The 21,900-nt window shown below is 65.9% G+C and carries 26 protein-coding genes and 3 pseudogenes; 20 read left to right on the forward strand and 9 right to left on the reverse strand.

Translation table 11 applies throughout. From position 1 onward, the window contains the following. Positions 1 to 4: 4 nt before the first annotated feature. Complete coding sequence (locus ABIB29_RS09290) at positions 5 to 1,333, reverse strand: DUF2254 domain-containing protein (RefSeq protein ID WP_354172122.1); 1,329 nt, start codon at positions 1,331 to 1,333, stop codon at positions 5 to 7. A gap of 202 nt (positions 1,334 to 1,535) precedes the next feature. Between ABIB29_RS09290 and ABIB29_RS09295 the strand changes: the two genes are divergently transcribed. Next, positions 1,536 to 2,063, forward strand: coding sequence for a DUF421 domain-containing protein (locus tag ABIB29_RS09295; RefSeq protein WP_354172124.1), 528 nt, complete (start codon positions 1,536 to 1,538; stop codon positions 2,061 to 2,063). 100 nt (positions 2,064 to 2,163) lie between these two features. Here ABIB29_RS09295 and ABIB29_RS09300 read toward each other — a convergent pair whose 3' ends face one another. The 5 genes from ABIB29_RS09300 to ABIB29_RS09320 form a co-directional block, all read right to left on the reverse strand. After that, positions 2,164 to 2,466: a LapA family protein gene (locus ABIB29_RS09300; protein ID WP_354172126.1), complete on the reverse strand. Its 303-nt coding sequence runs from the start codon at positions 2,464 to 2,466 to the stop codon at positions 2,164 to 2,166. Positions 2,467 to 2,789: 323 nt separating this feature from the next. Continuing rightward, positions 2,790 to 3,026, reverse strand: coding sequence for a hypothetical protein (locus ABIB29_RS09305; RefSeq protein WP_354172128.1), 237 nt, complete (start codon positions 3,024 to 3,026; stop codon positions 2,790 to 2,792). Positions 3,027 to 3,180: 154 nt separating this feature from the next. Then, entirely contained in the window at positions 3,181 to 4,404 is a 1,224-nt protein-coding gene (locus tag ABIB29_RS09310) for an MFS transporter (RefSeq protein ID WP_354172129.1), read from the reverse strand. A 49-nt stretch (positions 4,405 to 4,453) separates the two neighbouring features. Continuing rightward, positions 4,454 to 5,260, reverse strand: coding sequence for an SDR family NAD(P)-dependent oxidoreductase (locus ABIB29_RS09315; protein WP_354172131.1), 807 nt, complete (start codon positions 5,258 to 5,260; stop codon positions 4,454 to 4,456). A 325-nt stretch (positions 5,261 to 5,585) separates the two neighbouring features. Further along, positions 5,586 to 6,911, reverse strand: a complete 1,326-nt coding sequence (locus ABIB29_RS09320; RefSeq protein WP_354172133.1) for an APC family permease — start codon at positions 6,909 to 6,911, stop codon at positions 5,586 to 5,588. 796 nt (positions 6,912 to 7,707) lie between these two features. Between ABIB29_RS09320 and ABIB29_RS09325 the strand changes: the two genes are divergently transcribed. The 5 genes from ABIB29_RS09325 to ABIB29_RS09345 all read left to right on the forward strand — a co-directional run bounded on the left by ABIB29_RS09325 (position 7,708) and on the right by ABIB29_RS09345 (position 10,296). Further along, positions 7,708 to 8,046 carry a YnfA family protein gene (locus tag ABIB29_RS09325; RefSeq protein ID WP_354172135.1) on the forward strand — a complete coding sequence of 113 codons (339 nt, stop codon included), beginning with the start codon at positions 7,708 to 7,710 and terminating at the stop codon, positions 8,044 to 8,046. Positions 8,047 to 8,101: 55 nt separating this feature from the next. Further along, on the forward strand, positions 8,102 to 8,428 hold the full coding sequence (locus ABIB29_RS09330; RefSeq protein ID WP_354172136.1) for an ArsR/SmtB family transcription factor: 327 nt from the start codon (positions 8,102 to 8,104) through the stop codon (positions 8,426 to 8,428). Continuing rightward, positions 8,425 to 9,273 carry a cation efflux transmembrane domain-containing protein gene (locus ABIB29_RS09335; protein ID WP_354172138.1) on the forward strand — a complete coding sequence of 283 codons (849 nt, stop codon included), beginning with the start codon at positions 8,425 to 8,427 and terminating at the stop codon, positions 9,271 to 9,273. Before ABIB29_RS09330 ends, ABIB29_RS09335 begins: the two co-directional genes overlap by 4 nt. Before the next feature lie 3 nt (positions 9,274 to 9,276). After that, the gene (locus tag ABIB29_RS09340) at positions 9,277 to 9,591 is read left to right on the forward strand and encodes a hypothetical protein (protein WP_354172140.1); all 315 of its coding nucleotides are present in this window, start codon (positions 9,277 to 9,279) and stop codon (positions 9,589 to 9,591) included. A gap of 417 nt (positions 9,592 to 10,008) precedes the next feature. Next, positions 10,009 to 10,296, forward strand: coding sequence for a cold shock domain-containing protein (locus ABIB29_RS09345; RefSeq protein WP_354172443.1), 288 nt, complete (start codon positions 10,009 to 10,011; stop codon positions 10,294 to 10,296). On the opposite strand, the pseudogene ABIB29_RS19980 reads toward ABIB29_RS09345, so the two are convergent. Then, a pseudogene (locus ABIB29_RS19980) lies at positions 10,236 to 10,511 on the reverse strand (DUF4357 domain-containing protein); the annotation flags it as partial. The gene ABIB29_RS09345 and the pseudogene ABIB29_RS19980 sit on opposite strands and share 61 nt — an antisense overlap. 83 nt (positions 10,512 to 10,594) lie before the next feature. Here ABIB29_RS19980 and ABIB29_RS09355 point away from each other — a divergent pair. The 3 genes and pseudogenes from ABIB29_RS09355 to ABIB29_RS09365 all read left to right on the forward strand — a co-directional run. Next, positions 10,595 to 10,771: pseudogene (locus ABIB29_RS09355) on the forward strand (transposase); the annotation flags it as partial. After that, positions 10,767 to 11,081: pseudogene (locus tag ABIB29_RS09360) on the forward strand (transposase); the annotation flags it as partial. The pseudogenes ABIB29_RS09355 and ABIB29_RS09360, both read left to right, overlap by 5 nt. A 275-nt stretch (positions 11,082 to 11,356) precedes the next feature. Continuing rightward, positions 11,357 to 11,866: a hypothetical protein gene (locus ABIB29_RS09365; protein WP_354172142.1), complete on the forward strand. Its 510-nt coding sequence runs from the start codon at positions 11,357 to 11,359 to the stop codon at positions 11,864 to 11,866. Here ABIB29_RS09365 and ABIB29_RS09370 read toward each other — a convergent pair. Further along, complete coding sequence (locus ABIB29_RS09370; protein ID WP_354172444.1) at positions 11,842 to 12,201, reverse strand: ParB family protein; 360 nt, start codon at positions 12,199 to 12,201, stop codon at positions 11,842 to 11,844. The genes ABIB29_RS09365 and ABIB29_RS09370 overlap by 25 nt on opposite strands. A 160-nt stretch (positions 12,202 to 12,361) precedes the next feature. On the opposite strand from ABIB29_RS09370, the gene ABIB29_RS09375 reads away from it, so the two are divergent. From ABIB29_RS09375 to ABIB29_RS09425, 11 genes are all read left to right on the forward strand, one after another. Beyond that, complete coding sequence (locus ABIB29_RS09375; protein ID WP_354172143.1) at positions 12,362 to 12,571, forward strand: hypothetical protein; 210 nt, start codon at positions 12,362 to 12,364, stop codon at positions 12,569 to 12,571. 117 nt (positions 12,572 to 12,688) lie between these two features. After that, complete coding sequence (locus ABIB29_RS09380; protein ID WP_354172145.1) at positions 12,689 to 13,042, forward strand: MATH domain-containing protein; 354 nt, start codon at positions 12,689 to 12,691, stop codon at positions 13,040 to 13,042. 94 nt (positions 13,043 to 13,136) lie between these two features. Further along, positions 13,137 to 14,036 (forward strand): potassium channel family protein, encoded by a 900-nt coding sequence (locus ABIB29_RS09385; protein WP_354172146.1) that lies wholly within the window; start codon positions 13,137 to 13,139, stop codon positions 14,034 to 14,036. A 33-nt stretch (positions 14,037 to 14,069) separates the two neighbouring features. Then, positions 14,070 to 14,819, forward strand: a complete 750-nt coding sequence (locus ABIB29_RS09390) for an ArsR/SmtB family transcription factor (protein WP_354172148.1) — start codon at positions 14,070 to 14,072, stop codon at positions 14,817 to 14,819. A gap of 173 nt (positions 14,820 to 14,992) precedes the next feature. Next, positions 14,993 to 16,693, forward strand: coding sequence for a helix-turn-helix transcriptional regulator (locus ABIB29_RS09395; RefSeq protein WP_354172150.1), 1,701 nt, complete (start codon positions 14,993 to 14,995; stop codon positions 16,691 to 16,693). Positions 16,694 to 16,857: 164 nt separating this feature from the next. Continuing rightward, complete coding sequence (locus ABIB29_RS09400; RefSeq protein ID WP_354172152.1) at positions 16,858 to 17,157, forward strand: hypothetical protein; 300 nt, start codon at positions 16,858 to 16,860, stop codon at positions 17,155 to 17,157. Between the two features lie 39 nt (positions 17,158 to 17,196). Then, positions 17,197 to 18,342 (forward strand): flavin-containing monooxygenase, encoded by a 1,146-nt coding sequence (locus ABIB29_RS09405; RefSeq protein ID WP_354172154.1) that lies wholly within the window; start codon positions 17,197 to 17,199, stop codon positions 18,340 to 18,342. A 43-nt stretch (positions 18,343 to 18,385) separates the two neighbouring features. Beyond that, positions 18,386 to 18,589, forward strand: a complete 204-nt coding sequence (locus tag ABIB29_RS09410) for a PhzF family phenazine biosynthesis protein (protein ID WP_354172156.1) — start codon at positions 18,386 to 18,388, stop codon at positions 18,587 to 18,589. Between the two features lie 176 nt (positions 18,590 to 18,765). After that, positions 18,766 to 19,845 carry a glycerophosphodiester phosphodiesterase family protein gene (locus ABIB29_RS09415; protein ID WP_354172158.1) on the forward strand — a complete coding sequence of 360 codons (1,080 nt, stop codon included), beginning with the start codon at positions 18,766 to 18,768 and terminating at the stop codon, positions 19,843 to 19,845. Positions 19,846 to 20,001: 156 nt separating this feature from the next. Continuing rightward, positions 20,002 to 20,469, forward strand: a complete 468-nt coding sequence (locus ABIB29_RS09420) for an SRPBCC family protein (RefSeq protein WP_354172160.1) — start codon at positions 20,002 to 20,004, stop codon at positions 20,467 to 20,469. A gap of 47 nt (positions 20,470 to 20,516) precedes the next feature. Next, positions 20,517 to 21,098 carry a histidine phosphatase family protein gene (locus tag ABIB29_RS09425; protein ID WP_354172162.1) on the forward strand — a complete coding sequence of 194 codons (582 nt, stop codon included), beginning with the start codon at positions 20,517 to 20,519 and terminating at the stop codon, positions 21,096 to 21,098. A 179-nt stretch (positions 21,099 to 21,277) separates the two neighbouring features. On the opposite strand, the gene ABIB29_RS09430 is transcribed toward ABIB29_RS09425, so the two are convergent. Continuing rightward, positions 21,278 to 21,697, reverse strand: coding sequence for an ester cyclase (locus ABIB29_RS09430; protein WP_354172163.1), 420 nt, complete (start codon positions 21,695 to 21,697; stop codon positions 21,278 to 21,280). Positions 21,698 to 21,900: the final 203 nt, after the last annotated feature.

A 21,900-nucleotide genomic window follows, 5' to 3' on the forward strand; every position in this document is an offset into this window, starting at 1 on the left:
GTTTTTATGCCTGCTTGGGGCCTATGGAATCGGCCGTGTCCAGCAGTGTTTCCCGTTCAGGGGTTGAATAATCCGCGGCGCCAATGGCGCTACGCATGCGGCCCAGGTGGTCCAGGATCTCCGTCGCATACTCTCTTTTCCGGTCGCACCACGCGAGTTCGTGAAGGAGTTCCAGGAGACGGCCCGCGACGGCCGGGTCCGCGGCGCCATATTGCCGGGGCTGGTTCATCGCCATGTCGAGCAAGTCCTGGAGCGCAGGTAATGACAGCACCACCCTGATCCGCCCGCCATCGTCGGTGAGGTGCTCCGGGCCGGGGTTCCGCCCCGCCAGCCGGCACAGGAGGGCCGAGAGGTGCCCGATGACATGCACGGCCGTAGTGGGATCGTTGATGCCTGGCGAGAGTGCGCGCACAGCGACATCAACAAGCTGCCGGAATCCGAATCCGACGTCCTGGACGTTGGTGCGTTCGAATCCTGTTGACACGGCGGAATTCACGTCTTTGGTCAACTTCTCGCAGGTTTCCGGCCCGAAAATTGTTCCCGGTTCCACGGGCCAGGCAGTAGCGAACGGAACGCCCTCCACCAGGGAGCTGCCCGGTTCCCGGTCTATCCGCACCACGGCACCGGAATCTCTCGCGGCCGCCAGGAGTGCGCCTTTATCCAACGAGGTCAGGAATCCCGAGGAGCTGGACTTAATGGGTACGGCGACGGATGCCAGCCCGGGCCCGGGCTCGGGTCCGCGTGCGGGCCGGTCCTCAGGAAAAACCCGATCGATGGTTTCCCGGGTTTCCACGTTGACCCTGCGCATCATGGTTTCCACCCGGATTTCCCGGGTGAGGTGCCCCAGGAAGAGCACCAGACCAACAACACTGGCAATGGCAATGGCGAACGCGACGGTGACCGAAATTTCCGGCACGAAGGCGGTGTGTCCACTGCCTTCGTCGCGGACGCTCCGGAGGACCGTCAAGGCGAAGGCGAAGGCCGCCAGAAAAAGGGCCAGCGTTCCGTGGACAAACCGGTCGGAAGTAAAAGTCCGCAAAAGCCGCGGCGAAAACTGGCTGCTGGCCAGCTGCAGCGTGACCACAGTGAGCGAGAAGGTCAGGGACGTCACCGTAATGAGGGACCCCGAGATGGCCTGCAGGACCGCCCTGGCCGCTTCCGGGCCTCCGCTGAAAAGAAAAACAGTGACGCTCTCGGGCAGCTGACCATCAACAGCGGAATCCAAGGCAGGCAACACCATGCCCAGCACCACAGCCACGGCAACCGCGAACACCGGCAGAGGCCACAACCTGGTCCGCAGCGCATCCAGCCAATGCGCGGCACGGCCGTTCATCAGCGGCGGCCTGACTGTTCCTGAGGTGCTCCAGTCATATGCTCCTACTCTCCCGCGGGGACCAGGAACCGGCGGGTGACTCACTGCCTCTTCCACGGCCCCGTTGGCTTGCAGCTAACCCATCCGGAATACAAAGCGTACTGTCAATGACGTTCCCGTGTCCTGCTATCGGCCGAACCTCTTTTGAAGGAGCATGAAGCGTATGTGGTTTGATTCCTGGGCAGAGATCCTCCGTGTCCTGATCGTGGGTTCAGTTTCGTATGCTGCCCTGGTGGCGGTTCTGAGGGTATCGGGCAAAAGAACCCTGGGGCAGCTGAACGCGTTCGATTTCATTGTGACCGTCGCCCTGGGTTCCACGCTCGCGACCATCCTGCTCAGTTCAGACGTCGCCTTTTTTGAGGGACTGACGGCGCTGGCGCTGCTTGCGGGCCTGCAGTTCATCGTCGCGTGGGCGTCCGCGCATGTGCCCGGGGCCAGGTCTGCCGTGACATCCAGGCCTGTGGCACTGGTTGTGTCCGGGGAACTCCAGCATGCCCAGCTCCGCAGGCACCGCCTCAGCGAATCCGAGGTGCTGCAGGCGGTCCGTGCCGCCGGTTCCGGCGACCTTTCCGACATTGCGGCTGTGGTGCTCGAAACGAACGGAACCATCAGCGTCATTCCCAAGAGTGAACTGGGCAACGGATCGGCACTCGATGGTATTCAGGATGCTCCTGGGTCCGGACGTCCATGACGGAACAGGGCCGTGATGCCGGCGTCACCGGTGCACCGGCATTTCCGCTCCTTTTCAAAGGGGCATCCCGGCGGCTGAACGTCGGACCGGAGGCGGGCTCTCAGGGCACGGGTGCAGGTCCGGGCTTGCCGGTTGTTCCCGGTCCCGGAACGGCCGGCGGATCGCCGGGCAGGTGGCGGGATTGGCGTCTAAGCTGGAGGATCCGCGCTGCTCCGGCCACGGCCACCAGAATCCCGCCCGCCACCGCGGCGATAAACAGCGCCATGCCCAGGGAAAGCTCCCCGGTCACGCCAAGATAGTGTACGGTCACGCGGTCCTGGTTTTGCAGGATGAAGATGATGAGCAACACCAGCAGGATCAGCCCGGTGCTGACGGCGACCCAAATCATCCCGGCCCGCGTCACTGCCGCCTCCCGGCCCCCACCCCCGCCCCGGGCCGAAGATGGGGATGGTATCCGGGGGCGACGTTTCGGCTTGGAAGGCACAGTTGTATCCACCGGGCGCGGGAGGCGCCCTGGGCCGGTTGAAGGACTCGATGCTGGGTTGGCAGCCACGTTTTCATCCCCTTAAATCCGGAGTAGTCCGTCCGTACCTGGATAGTTCACAGCGTACTCCTCCGGCAAGCCCACGTCCTCTGCACTGATGCGAATGTAGCCGGCGTGCATGACCGGAGGCGGTGGTGTCCATGCGGCGCGGTCCCGGGCAACTGCCAGCATCCTACGTGGATTTAGGGATGCCCCTGGATACAAGTCAGGGTCCAGTGCGTTCCCCCGATCATTAACAGGAACCCGGCACCGCCCACGATCGGCGTCTGCGTGATGTTGCCTGCAATGACCACGGTGAGGCCGGCAAGAGCAGCCTCTACGACGTGTCCGCAGAGCCGGCCGTCCGAATCGGGCCCGACAACGACCTGATGGGATTCGCGCCCGCCAGGGATCCGGGCGTGTTTTTCGCCTCCGGCCACCCGGGCCATCCCTCCCGACCCCGCCGCGGCCGGATTCCAGCCCGCTGCCCTGGTCGGTCACCCCTACACCGACTCTGTCCTGGCCACCACCGCCGACGGTGTGCAACGCTCGACCGACGTCGGCAGCTCCTGAGGGTGGGGCAGGAGCGGCGGGTCAGATGTGGTTCGTTTGGGGCCCGGCCCGGTAGCCGGCCCGTCCTGCCAGGAATATGGCGGACAGCGTCAAGGTGGCCGCCGCTGCGGTGAAGAGCAGCGCCGCGGGGTAACCGGTGTGCGGGGCCAGAAGGGCCAGCACGTACGGTACGGCGAGGCCGGAGTACGCCAGGCTGTAGAACAGGGCGATCACAGCTCCGAGTTCCCCGGCGGCGGCGATGTCTTCGGTCTCCCGCAGCCCCACGATGAGACAGATCCCATACCCCGCACCGAGGAGCAGGGCAGCGACCGTGGCGGTGGCCATCCCGGGATGGGCGGTGGCGTACGCAGCCGCGGCGCAGCCGGCGGCGACAATGCCAAGGCCCGTCATCGCCGCGGTGGTCCCGCCGCGAGCCGTGCCGGCCTGGTGCAGACGCCGGCCCAGAGGCTGTGAAAGCACACCGGCGGCGAGGGCGCCCGCGGCGAGAAGCCCGGGGAACGCCACACCGAGGACACCGGTCGGGCCGGTCGCATGCCCCGGGAGGGTGGTGAACGCCAGGGTGACGCTGCCGAACACCCATGGCCCCAGCGGCACGACCACGCGCAGGAACCGGGCCGAGGACACCGATGCGGGCAAGAAAGGCGCCCGGGCGTGGACGGCCCCGCCCGTGATAAGTGTTTCGCGTGCGCGCGGGAGCATCACCAGCGCGGTACCGGCCAGGGCCAGATGCACCACGTAGGGCAGCACCTGCGGCGCAGGCGCCCATTGGGCCAGCGGGCCGGCGACGAGCGGTCCGACCCCGAACCCTGCCGTCAGTGCCAGCGCGGCCCGCCGCGCACCTGTCCCCGAAGCACCATCCCCGGAGAGCTCCTTCACCCAGGCCGTACCGGCCGTAAACACGGTCCCGGAAACCACCCCGGTGAGGAGCCTGCCCGCGTACAGCCCGGTCACGCCCCACTGCCCGGTGATCAGCACGGCGGTCGCCAGCAGCGACAACGCGGTGAACGCCAGCATGACCGGGCGGCGTCCCCTGGCATCGCTGACTCTTCCGCCCAGAATCAGGCCCGGGATCAAACCCAGGGCATAGACACCGAACACGGCCGTCGCTTCGGCGTCCGAGAGGGCGAGTGTGCGGCGATAGAGCGCGAGCAGGGGAACGAACTGGTTCGCCCCGTAACCGGCGGCGAACATCGCCAGCGCCGGCCACCGCCACTGCCCCCTCATCGCCAGGTTCCGTTTACGCAAACGTTTCTTCTGACCCGCTCTCCCGGACCTGCCTGCCGGTCTAGCCGGCCTAAATGCTGGAGTGCTCCGCAACGGCTTCCTCCAGGTCGGCCTTCCGCGCGAAGAGGGTCCTGTCCACCGCGGCGGGGTCTTCACGGTTCAAGGCGATCATCGCACTGCGGGTTCCGCCTCCCCGCACCACCGTCAGGGCGCCCTCTTCCATCCCGGCCACCGTGGCGGCTGCGACGTCCTCCGGGCTCTCATATTCGAAGCCGTGCTCCGCCCCCGCTTGGGAGCTGTCCATCATCGGAGTACTCGTCGCGCCGGGATAGACGTTGAGGACATGGATGCCCTCACCGAAGAGTTCCCGGCGCAGGGCCTCACCGAAATGCGCGATCCCGGCCTTCGTCGCAGCATAGGTGGAATAAAACGGCATACCGATCAGCCCGATGCCCGAGGAAACGTTCACGACCAGCCCGTCACCGGAAGCGCGGAGCGCCGGGATCGCCGCACGGGTCAGAAGGATCGGCGCGGTCAGGTTCAACGCGATCTGGGCCAGGACCTCTGACTCATCCAAGGTCTCCAGCCGGCCGGCACGGACATTGCCGGCGTTATTGATCAGAACATCAACGCCCTCGAAGTGGTCCTGTGCGGCGGCGACCGCGATGGCCGGGGCGCCCGGCGCTGTCAGGTCCAGGGCCACCACGTGGGCCTGGCCGCCCCGCTCCCGCACTATCGCGGCGACTTCCTCCAAGGGCTCACGCCGGCGACCCACCAGGGTGAGCCTGGCTGCACGTGCGGCCAGCTCCAACGCCATCGCCGCACCAATACCGCTGCCGGCACCCGTGAGCAGAATTGAACGATCGTGCAGATCCATGACTGGTCCTTTCTCAAGCAACGACAACTATGGGGTCAAGCATGGCCGGGTGGCCCAGGAATTCGTGCCCCGAAACCCACAACCCACGCCTCCCTGCCGGAATTCCCGCCTCCAAGAGCCACGACGTGGCCCCGCAGGCGTGAAAGATGGGGGCTTGAGGACCAAGTCCGCGCCAACCCCGGTCCGTGTAGGCGGGCAGCCGGGCCGACCTGCTCGTCACCGCCGCCACCAGGGCGGCCGTGCTGCGTACCTTGTTTTCGCACGTAAGCTGCGCCCCGGACATAAGCGGGGGCACCGCACGCACTGCAGGCACCGCAGATTAGACCTAACCGGCCCCAACCTGACCGTCGTCCGCCTCGATACTCTGGCCGCGTCGGCGGACGGCCCACCACTGTGTAAGAAAGATGGCCAGTGACAGGGCCGCGGCTACGGTCAGCATCAGCAGATCCTGTCCGGCCTTGACCCCGATGAAGGCTGCCAGGAGGATGACGTCGAGGCCGATCGCGACCAAGGGTACCCACCTTGGGGCGCCGATGTCCTGGTGCAGATGACGTATGACCCCAAGGTGGACGGCGATATCCATGCTGATATACAGCAGGGCCCCAAGGGATGCTATCTGGCTCAGATCCAGAAAGACGGTGACCAGGATCGCGAGGCCGGCCGTGATGAGCAGGGGCTGGTGTTTCACCTTCCCCGGGAGTCCGGGCGCCTGCTTCATCTCCTGGAGCATCGCATAGAGTCTGGACACCGAGTAGATGCTGGCGAGCAGCCCCGATAACGTCGCCACAACGGCCAGGGCGATAGTTAGCCCCACACCCCACGCACCGAAGAGCGGCTCGGCAGCCCGGGCCAGGGCGTAGTCCCTGGACTGGATAATCTCCGGGACGCTCAGACTTCCGATCACTGAAATGGTGAGCAGCAGATAGATGACGGTACACAACGCCAAGGAAATGATGATGGATCTGCCGATGTTTTTCTTCGGTTCCCTGATATCACCGCCCTGGTTGGTGATGGTAGTGAACCCTTTGTAAGCAAGGATGCAGAGCGTCGTGCCTGCCAGGAACCCAATAAGGCCCTGCTGGGGAGGTTCACCCGAGCCGCCCGTGAGCGCCGTACCCAGCGAAGACCACCCCGAAGCCACAAGGCCAGCGATAGCCAGCAACGCGATACCGATGATCTTGACCGCGGCCGTGACGGTCGCGGAACGCTCCACCAGTGTATTGCCGAAGATATTCACCACGGCAGCGGCAGCAATCGCCGCCACGCCCAAGGCAGGCACCAACAGAGCTGATCCCTCGAGACCGAAGGGACGAAGTATGTAGGTACCAAAGGTCCGGGCGAGGAGGCTTTCAGCGACCACCATGGACACATACATGAACAGTGAGAATGATCCTGCGATGACACCGGGCCCATACGCGTCCTTGAGCAGCATGGCGATGCCGCCCGACGACGGGTTGGCCCCGGAGTACTTCACGTAGGAGTACGAGCTGAAGGCGACGACGACGGCTCCGGCCAGAAACGCCGCAGGCACCCACCCACCCGCTAGGCCGGCCACCTGGCCGACGAGGGCGAAGATCCCGGCACCGACCATTACCCCGGTCCCTAGCGAGACGGAACCGGCGAGCGACAACTTTTTCGAATCATCAGCCATGACGACGATTCTAACCACGACACGGAATCGCGCGCCTTCTTGACGGCGCAGCAGGCGCTATCAGGGCCGTCCGCCCTCGGGTTCCCGACCCTCCTAAAGATAGTTATCAGGCAGCCAAACGCGCGGCAGGGGTCAAGGTGCAGTCGAAGCCGCCAGGGCCGTCAGTGGCAGCAGTGAAGTTCACGATGGTCAGCGGTTCCATGAGGGGCCGGCGGCCCCGACTCATGAGGTCAGGGAAGTTAGGTAGCGCCTCCTCCCGCGCGGCTGAAGCCGCCGGCGGACGCCGCTGCTGGTTCCTTCGGCCCCGCGGGCCTGCTCCAGCTGCGCCTCCGTCCGTCGCCGCGGTCTGGGTATCGAGTGCGGCGACCCGGGCGGTGAGTTCGGTAACGGCGGCGTCTTTCTCGGCGGTGACCTTGTAGATGCCGGGGTGAAGAATCCGTTGAAGGACTCCAGCGGCACGTCAACGCATTCGGTGCTGCCCCTACCGCGCAGGAGCCCTTCTGAAGGGCATCCGCGCTTGGCCAGCCCACGTAAGACAAGGCTCGAGTGGCGACTCATCTCTAAGAGCCACACCAAGCGATCACAGAACGCCGCCATTTACCGTCAAAGTCCCCAGCCATTTTTCTGCGGCAGAACTCCACATTGCCTTAAAGAGTGACCCGCCCCGGGATTCTCGATCCGATATATTATCGGAATCCTTCGTTATCGAGAGCCGCTAGTCAGTGCGCACGCAGACCACAGTGCGGCTGGAGAGTCCCTTCGTGGATGCTCAGCCGGGCACTGCCATGATGAATCCGTGACTATCGCAAAAACGATCCTGCTGTTCGTCCTGGCCGCAGTGGCGGAAATAGGCGGGGCGTGGCTCGTTTGGCAGGCGGTTCGCGAAGGTAAGGACTGGTGGTGGGCCGGACTCGGGGTCCTGGCCCTGGGCATCTACGGCTTCGCAGCGACCATGCAGCCTGACGCCAACTTCGGCCGGATCCTCGCCGCCTACGGCGGCGTGTTCGTCGCCGGCTCCCTGGCCTGGGGAATAATCTTCGACGGCTTCCGGCCCGACCGGTGGGAGATCACCGGTTCGGTGATCTGCCTGCTCGGAGTCGCCGTGATCATGTTCGCCCCACGCAACGTCAGCTGATCCCTGCTCCCAGTACACAATTGCATGAATACACGCACGGATGTACTTTCGTCTCATGGAAACCCTCACGCACGCCCCGGTGCTGGCACGGTTCGGCTACGCCGTCTCGGATCCGACCCGGGCCCGGATCCTTCTGGCACTGGCTGATGAGCCTGCCTACCCGTCGGATCTGGCCGATTCGCTGGGTGTCTCACGGCAGAGCATGTCCAATCATCTGACCTGCCTTCGTGGTTGCGGCCTCGTGGTGGCTGTCCCGGATGGCCGGCGGAGCCGGTATGAACTCGCCGATGTCCGGCTGGGCCACGCCGTCACGGACCTGCTCGGCGTGGTGCTGGCCGTTGACCCGGGTTGCTGCGCACCGGACGGGACGTGCCTGGTATGACGACGGCACTCCAGCCCGCGCCCGCCGCCTCCCGGCGCGCCGTCTTGAGTCGGCGGATCCAGCTGTTCGCGGCCGCGACCATCACTTACAACGTCATCGAGGCCGTCGTGGCGCTCTGGGCCGGGAATGTCGCGGGCTCCTCGGCACTATTGGGGTTTGGACTCGATTCGGTGATCGAGGTCGCGTCCGCCCTCGCCCTGTCCTGGCAGTTTTCGACCAAGGACCCTGAACAGCGAGAACACCTGACGCTGCGGATCATCGCGTTCTCCTTCTTCGCCCTCGCGGCGTTCGTCACGATGGACTCGTTCCGGTCCCTGGTTGGTGGCGGCGAAGCGCAGCATTCCTCAGCTGGCATCGTGATCGCTGCCCTGAGCCTGGCGATTATGCCGGTCCTGTCCTGGCTGCAGCGCCGGGCCGGACGGGAACTCGGATCCAGGACCGCGGTGGCGGATTCCAAGCAGACGCTTCTGTGCACTTACCTTTCCGCGGTCCTGCTGGTGGGACTCGTGCTGAACAGCACGCTGGGCTGGTGGTGGGCCGACGCCGGCGCAGCCCTGGTCATCGCCGCGATTGCCGTCCGGGAAGGCATCAACGCCTGGCGCGGCGATGTCTGCTGCACCGTCCCGCACAGCCACGACGCGCTTGACGTCGAAAAGGACGATTGCTGCTCCGCGCCTGAAACGGGCGCGGGCACGAGCCACGACGGCGGCCGGGCCGATCCGGACGCACGCGTAACACCGACGAGGGACACTGAGCAGGGCGGGGTCTCCGGCTGCTGCGAAGGCTGTGGTTCCAACCCTGAACCGGCGACTGTCAGCTTGACCCGCGGCCCCATGAACGGCTGAGTCATGGACTACGAACTGCGCACCATCCCGGGTTGCCCCAATAGGGGTCCGGCCCTGGAACTGTTCCGTCAAGCCCTGGCAGCCGAAGGAAAAGGCGCCGGACGCGTAACGGTCCGTGAAGTAACCTCCGAGGACGAGGCCGAGGCGCTGTCTTTCCACGGCTCACCGTCGTTCATAGCGAACGGACGGGACCTGTTTCCTGCCGATTCAGCCCCTGCCCTGAGCTGTCGCGTGTATCGCTTGGAAGACAGGATGGCGGGGCTTCCTTCCGCCGAGTTGTTGCGCACCGCAGTGCGTGGCGTCAGCTCAGACGCCTGAGCGACCGGCAGTCGCGGCTGGGTGCCCCGCCGCCCGGCAGAACGCCGGTCCGAGCGGACGAGGGCCAGGTTGGCCGCCGGAAATTCCTGGTCGAGTCGCTGGACGATCAGCCGGGACATTTATTAGAGTCTCTAACTACGGAAACCGGCAGGGGCGCGCGCACAGCGCCCGGGGAGGAGGCGCGAATCACCGCTGACCAACACCAGCGATCACCTGTCCAACCCGCCGAAAGCCCCTCCCAAGGGGCTTTCCCTATTTGTCCGCCAGAAATGAAACGGCAACAGGCCGCCTGTCCCAACACTTCCGCTCTCGTCTCATTATCATGGGAGCGTTAGGGCTGGAAAGGGCCAGCACCTGAAGATGGGACAGTCTTTGCCGACCATGCCAGCTCATGAGATCGCCAGCGGCGGGCTATGTGTGCAGAGGACTCCTTACATTCCGTGCAATCGCCGCTTTGGTTTCATTGCCCCTGACGACGGAAGCACTGACGTGTTCGCACACTATTCGGCAATCGCATCCAGCGGTTACAAGTCCCTGGAGGAGAACCAGAAGGTTCAGTTCGACATCACCCAGGGCCCCAAGGGCTGCTGGAAGGTCCGGCCCGTCGCGGTCTTCCAGGAAATCCTTCCGTTGATGCTGCCGCCTAAAACCACCGCACCAGCGGTGCTAGGACTGCTGAACAGCTGGTCCTTAACCAAGACGTAATCATCACCGCGAATATCGACAACGCCCTGCTCAACTAGGTCAAGGCACCGGCGCAGGAGTGAGGCCGGCAGCGAGGGGCGAGCCACGGCCCTGCCCGCCGACCCAGCGAGAACAAGGAGACCTTCCGTCGTTGGCAGTGCTCGGGCTTCAGTCCCGCCTTCCCGGAAGAGCAGCGTCTCGGCCGCATCGTTGCCGCCGTCGCTGGGGCACGCCAACCGGATCTCCCCGACAGGCTCAAGAATTGGGTAGCCGAGGGTTGTTAGGAGGACGGAGATGGCCTCCAGACAAGTCCATTTGCGTCGTGTCCCAGGCTGTAGTGGTCGCCTTCGGCGTGGCCGCGGACGGGCGGCGGGAAGTCCTGGGCTTCGACGTCGGCGACAGCAAGAACGAGGGATTCTGGGCCGCGTTCCTGCGGTCCTTGAAGGCCCGCGGACTGGACGGCGTGAAACTGGTGATCTCCGACGCCCACAGCGGCCCCCACAGCCGGCCACCTCGCCTCCTACGCCGGCCTCTGCCCCGTCACTTGGCGCTCCGGGTCCTCTATCCGCGGCGATCACGCCTCACGTAGAGGGAACAAGGCACTCAAACGTGTCCTGATTCTCTCCGCGTTCGCCTCGCTCAAGGACCCGGCCTGCCGGGCCTACTACGGCCGGAAACGCAGCGAAGGAAAACGACACAACCAGGCCTTGGTGGCACTGGCCCGAAGACGCTGCGACACCCTCTACGCCATGCTCAGGGACGGAACCCTCTACCACCCAAGGATTCCCGGGGCCGCTCAAACGTAGGCCTGTGCGTCCACGGGATTTCGACCAGGTGTTGCAGGCCCCGATGCTTGAAGCGGGGACTGCCCCGTTTCTGCCGTCGGGCGGCGAGTCGAGATTTCAGACCCAAAGGTACCTATTGCCCTTGTGCTTATGACAGGGAGGGTGTGCTCTTGGAGGGTCGGGCCGGCTGAGAGCAAAGACGTCCGACAAGCAACTGTTGGGACTGGCTGGGGGATCCTTTTCCTCCGCTGATTGGCGGAGACCATGTCTGACCACTTTTGCTACAGGAGTCACCAATGTACAAGCGCACTTTTGCAATCATCGCCGCAATCGTTACGGCGCTTTTCATGTTCGGCAGCCCGGCAACGGCTGCCAACGGAAATCCACATTTCATTAAAAACGCAACAAGCGCCACCCTCTCGGGCTCGAGTCTGGTCGTCAGCTTCAAGGAAGCAGGTCTGTCATCCGGGGCCGTCGAGACCGTTACGGTCACGGCAACAGCAACAACCACCTACGAGTGCGTCAACAACGGCGGCAACAACCCGAAAGCGTCTAACAAGACCACCACAGAAACGGATGTCAGCACGAGTGGAACGTTCACTGCTGACCAAAGCGGGAACATCACCGGATCTCTGACACTGACGCCGCCGAGCGCCACAACGCTGGGCTTCAGCTGCCCTCCCGGGCAGACCGTCACCTTCGTCTCCGTCACCTACTCGAATGTGGTGATCACCGACTCAACGTCCGGTGCCACCTTCTCGTTTGGCAACAAGACCTTTACCTACACCAACCCCCTCGCACCGTAACCCCGACCAGAGTTTCCTAGAAACCCGGCCCCGGCTCTGCTTTCTTTTAGAGCCGGGGCCGGGCGACCGCCCTGGCGGTACCAGAGCGATCGGGAGCATGCCCTGCAACTTGACAAAGAACATAGGGGCACCCCGTTGTGTTCGGCTTCACGGTGGGCTGTCTCCGCTTCGATCGCCTTCGCCACGAAGTGACTCCAGGTGTTATCTCCTTCGGCGTAGCTGGTCGCCCGGTACGCGGCCCGCGCCCGGTTCCGCAGCGCGGCGGGGATACTTGCCAACATCCAGCCCGCAGTAGACCTCGTAACCTTCGTCCATCCGGCGCTCCTATGCACCATTCCGGCCGCAGTCACGACACCCGCTGATCGACACCAACGTCCTGCGGATTCTCCAGGGCCAGGCGCCGGTGCCGGCGGTGGTGCACGAGGACTGCTCCAGCGCTACAGCTGGGCGGTCGCTCTCGGACTGCTGCTGGCGGAGCTGCTGAGCCTGTGGCTGGTGCTCCGGGTCGCCCTCGACGGATTTGCGCTGTGGCTGTGCCTCATCTACGCCCCCGCCCGGTTCGACACCCACCTCTTCGTCATCGTCCGCCAATTCCCCGACGTCGGCGTCTTCCTGGTGCCGGTTCTTGCGCTGGCTATCCTGTGGCCGGTCCCGCGAACGGTGTGGCTGATCCTGACGATGCGGGCCTCGCGGTCAGCACTCTGAGAGGACCGCGCACCGGGCCCGACGAAGCACCCTTGCCGGCCGCGGAACCGCCGGAACGTCACTGGCACCGTAGATAGACTGCTGGGGTACGGCTACCTCGACCATTAGGAGAAGTTCATGAGCTACAGCGCAAGCCAGTCCGAGAAGCCGGTCGCAGCCGGCGACCTGGACCGCAGCCATATCGGTCAGACTGTGAGCTTTGAATCCAACGACTTCACAGTTGTCTTCGGAACCATCTCCGGCGTGGCCCGGACGGACGCCATGGTGTACCTGTCTCTTCAGGGCGTCGGCGGCGGCACCCATCTGAAGGACGAGTACGACTTGCCTGTCAGTCAGAACGTCTATCTCCAGATGGATCCCCTGAGCACCGCCGGTAAAACGCTCGCCGACGCGGAACGGGTCATCAAGGAGAAGTTCGACGAGATCAAGAAGAACCTCCGGGACCGGGAACAGAAACCCGGTTCCGAGTAACCGGCATCCAGCCAGCGAGGAACCCCGCAGTGCCCAGCACGGCGGGGTTCCTCTGTTTGTCACCGTGCCCAGGGCGCCGCCTCTAAGATGAGGCATGGACTTCGAGGGCACGCTCTGGACGGTTTTGGGGGCCGGGCTGGTTCTGCTGATGCTCATTGACGTCTTTCGTACGCTCCTTTACCCGCACGGTACTGGTCCCGTCGGCCGGGCGATCATGCGCGGATTCTGGCTGGTGGCCAGAAAACTGCGGGGCCGGGGCTCCTTCATCGCAGCACCTTTGGCCATGGCGGCTGTCATTGGCGCCTGGGCAGGCCTGGCGGCCATCGGCTGGGCCCTGCTCTATCTGCCCCATCTGCCGGCCGGTTTTGTTCACGGAGCCGGGGTGCCACAGCGGGGCGACTTTGCCGAAGCGCTCTACATCTCCCTCGTCACTCTTTCCACGGTGGGGTTCGGCGACATCGTGCCGGCGCATCCGCTGCTCCGGCTGGTTGTGGCCCTCGAGGCCGTCACCGGTTTCGGGTTGCTGACGGCAACGGTCACTTGGATCCTGCAGACGTACCCGGCCCTGAACCGCCGCCGGACCCTTGCCCACCAGCTGAGCCTGTTCAGGGAGGCAGCGGGTCCTGCGGGTGTATCGTCGCTGGATCCCGGGCATGCGGCCGGACTGTTGGAATCCATGGCCGGAAGCGTGGCCTCGGTGAGCATAGACCTGCTTGCGTTCCATGAAACCTATTACTTCCGTGAAATAGAGCAGCGCGGCTCCTTGCCCGCCACGGTGGCCTACGCCCAGGAGCTGGCCTCCCAGGCCCAGCGCAGCGAGAGCCCCGAACTCCAGTTCGCCGGCCGGATGCTCCACGCGTCGCTTGAGGCACTCGCGGAGGTCCTTCGCGGCAAATTCGGCCATTCCGGAGCCACGTCCTCCGACGTGTTCGACAGCTACGAGCTGCACCACCGCCACCTGCGTCGTGGACAACCGGACACAAACCAGCCCTAGACATGTGACCAATCAGTCACCTATTCTGGGGCTGTGGACGCCGTATTCAAGGCCCTGGCCGACGCCACCCGCCGCGATCTCCTGGATGAGCTCTTCCGGAACGACGGGCAGACCCTCCACGCCCTTGAAGCCCGCTTCGCGATGACCCGTTACGGCGTCATGAAGCACCTCAGGGTCCTGGAGGACGCCGGCCTGGTGGTGACCCGCCGTCGGGGGCGCGAGAAACTCCACTTCCTGAATCCGGTGCCCATCCGGCTGGTCCACGACCGCTGGGTGAGCAAATATGCCGAACCATGGGCCGCTGGCCTCAGCGACCTCAAAACCAGATTGGAAAGTCCCATGGAAAAGATCTTCGAAATCTACATCAAGACCACTCCGGAGCGGCTCTGGGAGGCCATCACGGACGGCGAGATCCGCAGCAAGTACCAGTTCGGGTCCGTCATCACCTCGGACTGGACACCGGGATCCCGGTTCCAGATGGCTCCCAGGGGCGGGGCACCCCTGGGTGAAGGCGAGAACCTGGAGGTGGACCCGCCCCGCCGGCTCGTCCAGAGCATGCGCGCGCTCTGGGGCGAGGACGTCAAGGCCGAAGGTACGTCCTGGGTTACCTGGGAGATTGAACCGGTGGGCGATTCCTGCCGCCTGACCGTCACCCACGACCAGCTCCGCGAAGGCGCCAACGACCAGCTCTACGGCGGCTGGCCGATGATCCTCTCCGGCCTGAAGACCTGGCTGGAAACCGGCGAACTCCTCACCACTCCCGGCTCCCTTATGTACACCTGAGGCGGCCGACGGGCGCACCCCGGTCGCCGCCGTCGTGGTCAAATGCCCAGGCCCTGGTGGCGCTTCGGACCGCATCTTGCCGCCCTATAACCGGCGGCGGTAGCCTGAAAAGCAGATGACGGGCCGCGCAGCGCCCACAGGCTCAGACCCGCCACCGGGAACGGGGAGGCGCGATGTCTACGCTCGCACAGGGCCGGGAAGCCTACGCCGAACGGCGGTGGCCGGACGCCGTCGGGCAATACACCGCGGCCGACCACGACGCCGAGCTTCCGGCCGGGGATCTGGAACAGCTGGCCACCTCCGTCATCCTCACCGGCCGGGGCTCCGAGGGGGTGGACATCCTGGCCCGGGCGCACCTAAAGTACCTCGCCGACGGCGACTACCCCGCCGCCGCCCGCTGCGCCGTCTGGACCGGGATGAACCTCATCCTGTTGGGCGAACCGGCCCGCAGCGCCGGCTGGCTCGCCCGCGCCCACCGGATCGTCGAGGACCTGCCCGAGCCCTGCCCCTTCGAGGGCCTGCTGTTTGTTCCTGCCGGGCTGGGCGCCCTCTACCAGGGCGACGGCGCCGCCGCCGCGGCAGCCTTCACCCGGGCCGCCGACCTCGGACGGGCACGTGGCGACGCCGACTCGGCGGCACTCGGCACGCTGGGCCTCGGGCAGGCCAAGGTCATGCTGGGCGAGTTCGACGACGGCTTGGCGCTGCTCGACGAAGCCATGGTCGCCGTCACCGTCGGGGAAATCTCCCCGATCCCCGCCGGGATCATCTACTGCGCAGTGATCGAAACCTGCCATCTGGCCTTCGACCTGCACCGCGCCCACGAGTGGACACGGGCGCTGGACCGGTGGTGCGACGCGCAACAGAAGCTGGTGGCCTTCAGCGGCCAGTGCCAGATGCACCGGGCCGAGCTGTATCGGCTGCACGGCGCCTGGACCGAGGCGATCGACGCGGCCAAAACGGCGCAGGACCTCGCCTTCCGCGGCGACCGGATGGCCACCTATGGCGGCTTCTACGAACAGGGCGAAATCCACCGGCTGCGGGGCGACTTCGACGCCGCCGAAGCCGCCTACCTGCAAGCCCAGGAGACCGGTTTCCCGCCGCAGCCCGGGCTGGCGCTCCTCCGCCTGGCCCAAGGCAGGCCGGCCCACGCCCAGTCCCTGCTCCGGCAGGCCATGGACGGCCTCGACGCCGCCTACCGGCGCCGGATGCTCGCCGCGCGGGTGGAGATCGAACTTGCAGCAGGCGACGCACTGGCAGCACGGGCCGCCGCGGAGGAGCTGGCCTCGCTGTGCGCCTCGATCGACATGCCCATGCTGCACGCCCTCGCCGAGCAGTCAGAGGCCGCTGTCCTGTTCCACGACGGCGACCCCGGGGCGGCCCTGGTCCCGCTTCGCCGCGCGTGGTCCCGCTGGCTCAGCCTCGACACACCGTTCGAAGCGGCCCGCTGCCGCGCCCTCCTGGCCAGGCTGTGCGCCGCGCTCGGCGATGCGGAATCCGCCCGGCTGGAGCGTGAGGCGGCCCGCGCAGTATTTTCCGGGCTGGGCGCCGCGCCGGCGCTGGCGGACCTTGAGCAGGCGGACCTTGAGCAATCGGAGCTTGGGCAATCGGTGCCCGCAGCGCCGGAAACCCGGACAGCACCCGCGCCACCCACCGGGAACGACGCTCATCACGCCGCCGACGCCGGGCCGCTCACCGCCCGCGAAACCGAGGTGGTCCGGCTCGTCTCCGCCGGACTGAGCAACCGAAACATCGCCGCCGAGCTGTTCATCAGCGAAAAAACGGTGGCCCGGCACCTGAGCAACATCTTCACCAAGCTGGACCTGACCTCCCGGGCCGCGGTCACGGCCTATGCCTACCGGCACGGACTCGTCTGACCTGCCTGCCTGCATGCCTGCATGCCTGCCTGCCTGCCTGACCTGCCTGTCTGCCTCCCTGCATAAAATTACCCATTCCCCGCCCGCCGGATTCCTCCCCGGCCGATGGGAAATGGGTGATTCGCCCGATTCGCCGCGGCGCGACGAAAAATAGCGTTAATGGCATGAACGTTTCAGTGCTCGCAGGAATGGTGTCCACCGGCCTCTTCGCGGTGAGCTACCTGCCCATGCTGCTCAAGGCCCTCCGCACGAGGGATCTTGACTCCTACAGCCTCGGCTACCTCGCGCTGAGCAACGTCGCCAACGCGGTGCACTCCGTGTACGTCTTCAGCCTCCCGCTGGGGCCGATCTGGCTGCTGCACTCCTTCTACGTCGTCGCCTCCGCGCTGCTGCTCTTCTGGTACCTGCGCTTCAGGTCCGGACCCGCCGGCCACCCGGCTCCGCAGCAGGCACAGCGTTCATAACCACCCCACCGCACCTGCAACACCTAAGGAGGCACCACCATGAACACCACCCCAGCAACTGACACCGGCGCCGTCGCCGGACCTGCCGCCGTCGACACCGTCATCATCGGCGCCGGACAGTCCGGCCTGGCGCTGGGCTACTTCCTGGCGCAGCAGCACCGGGACTTTGTCATTCTCGACGCCGGCACACGGGTTGGCGAGGCGTGGCGGGGCCGCTGGGACTCGCTGCGCCTGTTCACCCCCGCCAAGTACAACGGCCTGCCCGGCCGGCCCTTCCCGGGCGACCACCTCGCCTTCCCCACCAAGGACGAGCAGGCGGACTATCTGGAGGACTACGCCTCCCGGTTCCACCTGCCGGTTCGGCCCGGCACGGCCGTCACCCGGCTGGGCCACGACGGGCAGCGATTCCAGGTCACGGCCGGGACGCAGCGCTGGACGGCGGCGAACGTCGTCCTCGCCACCGGCGCCTGCCAGCAGCCCAGGACGCCGGGCTTCGCGGCGGAACTGCCGTCCGACGTCGTGCAGCTCCACTCCCGCAACTACAAGAACCCGGCCCAGCTCAAGCCCGGTCCCGTCCTGGTGGTGGGGGTGGGCAACTCCGGGGCGGAGATCGCGCTGGAGACCAGCCGCACGCATGAAACCTGGCTGGCCGGCAAGCCGAGTGCCGAGCTCCCGTTCCGGCACGGCCGGACCGCGGCCCGCTTCGTGTTCCCGGTGATCCGTTTCGCCGGGCTGCATGTGCTGACCACCAGCACGCCGGTCGGGCGCAAGATGCTGCCCAAGATTGCGGCCATGGCCAGGCCGCTGATCCGCACCAAGCTCGCGGACCTCCGCGCCGCCGGCGTCCACCTGGTGCCGCGGGTCAGCGGAGTACGGGACGGTGAAGTGATGCTCGACGACGGCCAGCGACTCCCGGTGGCAAATGTCATCTGGTGCACCGGCTTCACCGAGGCCTACCCGTGGCTGGACATCCCGGCGCTGCCTGCGAACTGGCGGGAGCAGCAGCACCGCGGGATCGTGGAGGCCCTGCCGGGCCTGTACCTGCTGGGGAAGGAGCTCATCTTCGCGGAAGCATCGGAAACGCTCCCCGGCGTGGGCCGGGACGCCAAGTATCTGGCGAAGCGGCTCGCCGCCACCCGGACTCCGCAGCCCGCAGCGGGAGTCCAGAGCGGACTGGCGTCGTAAGCCGGAACCATCTCTCCTGGCAGCCTCCGCCAGCTGGGCCGCTGTGCAACCATGTCGGAATGGAAGAGACCACGGAAGTACTGCGCTACGCCGCCTTCACCACCACCCCCGATGGGGAAATCCGGCGGGAATAGTCCTGGACGCCACCCGGCTCGGCGATGCCCGGATGCAGGCCATCGCGGCCGACATTGGCTATGCGGAATCGGCCTTTGTCACCGTGAGCGGTGAAGCCGTCGAGATCAGTTGAATCGTACGGGCCTGTTCGAGGAGGCGCACGCAATGGGCGGCCTGTGGCGCCGGGTCCGGTTTCCTGGTGTTCACTCCCGGTCCAGCTCCCCGCAGACAGCAGTCCATCTCACCTCCCTACGGTGGTCGGGTCGCCGGCGCAACGCCGGTAACCGTCACCCGGGAGGACCCATCACCATGCGCACACCCCTGACTGCCGTGGCCGCCGCCGCGCTCATCGCCTCGTTGGCCAGCCCCGCCGCCGCCGCTTCAAACCCCGACGCCGGAGCGCCGTCGTCGAACGCTGCCGGAACCGGTGCCGGCACAGCAATAACCAGCATCAAGACGAACGAAAGCAACGGCTCCTTTGACCTGCAATCCCACCGCGGGGGCCGCGGCGAGTGGACCGAGGAATCCTTGGCCGCCTTCGCCAACTCGCTGAGGCTCGGGGTGTCGACGCTGGAGCTGGACACGCATTTGACCGCGGACGGCAAGATCATCGTCTGGCATGACGACACCATCCAAGCGGACAAGTGCCGCGACACCGCACCGGCGGCTTCCGGCGACCCCGGTTTCCCGTACGTTGGTGACCGGGTCGCCGAACTGTCGCTCGCTCAGATCAAAACGCTGGACTGCGGATTCACCCAGCTGAAGGGGTACCCGGAGCAGGACGTGGTCGAGGGAAACCGGATCGCTGAGCTCAAGGACGTCTTCCAACTGGTGCGCGATACCGACGCCAAGAAGGTCCGTTTCAACATCGAAACCAAAGTGGAGGACGGCCGGTCCGGCGGCGAGGGCATGGTGGCCCTCACCCGGGCCGTGGTCACGGAGATCAACGCCTCCGGCATGGCCGAGCGCAGCACCGTGCAGTCGTTCGACTGGTCCTCGCTGAACCTGACCAGGAAGATTGCTCCGCAGTTGCCGCTCGTTGCCTTGTCCAGCGGCGACGCCTGGCTCGAGGTCGGCAAGCCCGGCGCGAGCCCCAACCTCGGCGGCATCGACATCGACACCTACGGCGGATCCCTGGCCAAGGCAGCGGCCGCCCAGGGCTACGACGCGATCTCCCCCGCCTTCCGCTCCGTCACCCCCGGGATGATCGCCGAAGCCCACGAGTTGGGCCTGCCCGTCGTCCCGTGGACCGTCAACACCGCGGCGGACATGGAACGGCTGATGGACCTCGGCGTGGACGGCATCATCAGCGACTACCCCACCCGCCTGCGCGCGGTTATGGAAGGGCGCGGGATGAAGCTCCCCAAGGCGTACGCGTCCAAGAGCTAGCAGCATGTCTCCGAGCTAGAAGCACAACGCGGGGTCACGTAGCGCCCATTCCGGGCCAAAACATGGGCCGTAAGTGACCCCGCGTTGCGGTTAGCGCGGGCCTCTCGCCAGCCCGAAGTGCTTCCGTCAGCGTCCGCAGGATGCCAGAGTTGAATCATGAATGAGGAAACTGGGAATGTGGAAACTGGCGGGCTGGCCCTGAATCTGGAATGCACGCTCGATGCTCCCCCCGAAGAAGTCTTCAGGATGCTGACGGACTCGACCGAACTAGTGAAATGGTGGGGTCCGCACGGCTTCTCCATCCCTGCAGCCGAAGTCAACCTCGCCGAAGGCGGCCGCTACCGCTTCGCCATGACCCCACCGGAGGGTGAACCGTTCCATCTCTCCGGCGAGTTCCTGGAGATCGATCCTCCCTGGCGCCTGGTGTACACCTTCCGCTGGGAGGAACCGACGCCCGACGACCGGGAAACCGTCGTCGACCTCTCACTGGGAAGTACCGGCGAAGCCGCGCGCCTGGTGCTCTCGCAGGGACCGTTCCTGACCGAAGAACGGCTGACCCTGCACCGCAACGGATGGACCGAGTCGTTCGAAAAATTGCAGGCGGTATTGGTTAGTCGCTCCTGAGGACACCCGTTTCCGGGGCCGGCACCCTCTCAGGGCAGAATGGGAGCATGACCCTGACCACCTTCGCGCTGATCCGCCATGGCCAGACCGACTGGAACGTGCAGCGCCGGCTGCAGGGATCCACCGACATTCCGCTGAACGACGTCGGCCGCGGCCAGGCCCGTGACGCGGCTGCCGGCCTGGCCGGTTACGCCTGGGACGCGATCGTGTCCTCGCCGCTGAGCCGTGCCGCGGAAACCGCCGACCTGATCGCCGCGGGGCTCGGACTCAGCGTGGTCCGGCGCGTCCCCGAGCTCACCGAGCGTAGCTTCGGGCCCGCCGAAGGACTGCAGGACGGCCCCGAACTTGACGCCCTGCGCACGCCGGACGGTTTCCGCGGCGCCGAAAGCGACGACGACGCAGCCGGCCGCGGGCTGGCCGCGCTGGAAGCCCTGGCCGGGGAGTTCCCGGGCCGGCGCCTCCTGGTGATTACCCACGGATCGCTCCTCCGGTTGAGCCTCAGCCGCGCGGTCGGCCGCACCCTGCCGAGCATCGGCAACGCCGTGCTGAACCTGGCCCACCACCACGCCGTCGACGGCTGGGAACTGGAATACCTCAACGGGGAACGGCTGACCGCTGACGCCGTCTGACCCGGGCCTGTTCAGCCTCACGCCGTCCGCGATCTCGAGGCGATCGAGGCGGGATTCAACGGGCAAAGCTTGACGTAACCGGGCCGGCAAGGGGCTGTCCGCGCTTCCAGAGGGAACGTGGACAGCCTTTTCTGTGCCCGGCGGCGGCAGTGCCGGCCGCCGTCGTGCACCGGTTTGATTCAGGCAACCGCAACGGCGCCGATCTGCTGCATGAGGCTCATGTTGTCGGTGGTGCCCCAATGCTCGGCCACCTTGCCGTCCTCGACGCGGATGATGTCAGTGCAGTCGAACTCCACGCTCTTGCCGCTGGCCGGGATGCCGGCCAGTTCCCCACGGTGGGTGCCCGTCAGGATCACGTGGCATGCCTCCATGTTTCCGGCGATCAGGGAGGGCTCGAGCGCCTTGACCTTGATATCCGGGAAAGCCGACCGCATCGTGTTCACGAAGAAACGCACTCCATCTTTGCCGGAGGGCTGCCCGGGGAGGGCTTCCTCATGATCCACATAGCTGTCCGACGCCAGCTCATCGATGAGGGCGAGGTTTCCGCTCTCCATGACCTCCCTGTAAAACCGCTCTATCAGTCCAATACCTTCAGACATTTCCGACTCCTTGTAGGCGAGAGACCGAATTGGATCCCCCAGCGCGTTGCTCGGGCATGCCGCACGAACCCACGCCGCCAGGCTGCCATTCCGGAAAGGGGGCCGTGCGGAGCGCCGAGAAAAGACTGTGAAAAAGTAGTGTGGGGCGGGCGAAGCGCCCTGTTAAGGCAGAACCTATTCCGGCGTTTCGCGCGTGTCAAGGT

This window comes from Arthrobacter sp. UYEF36 (assembly GCF_040547025.1).
Lineage (GTDB): Bacteria > Actinomycetota > Actinomycetes > Actinomycetales > Micrococcaceae > Arthrobacter.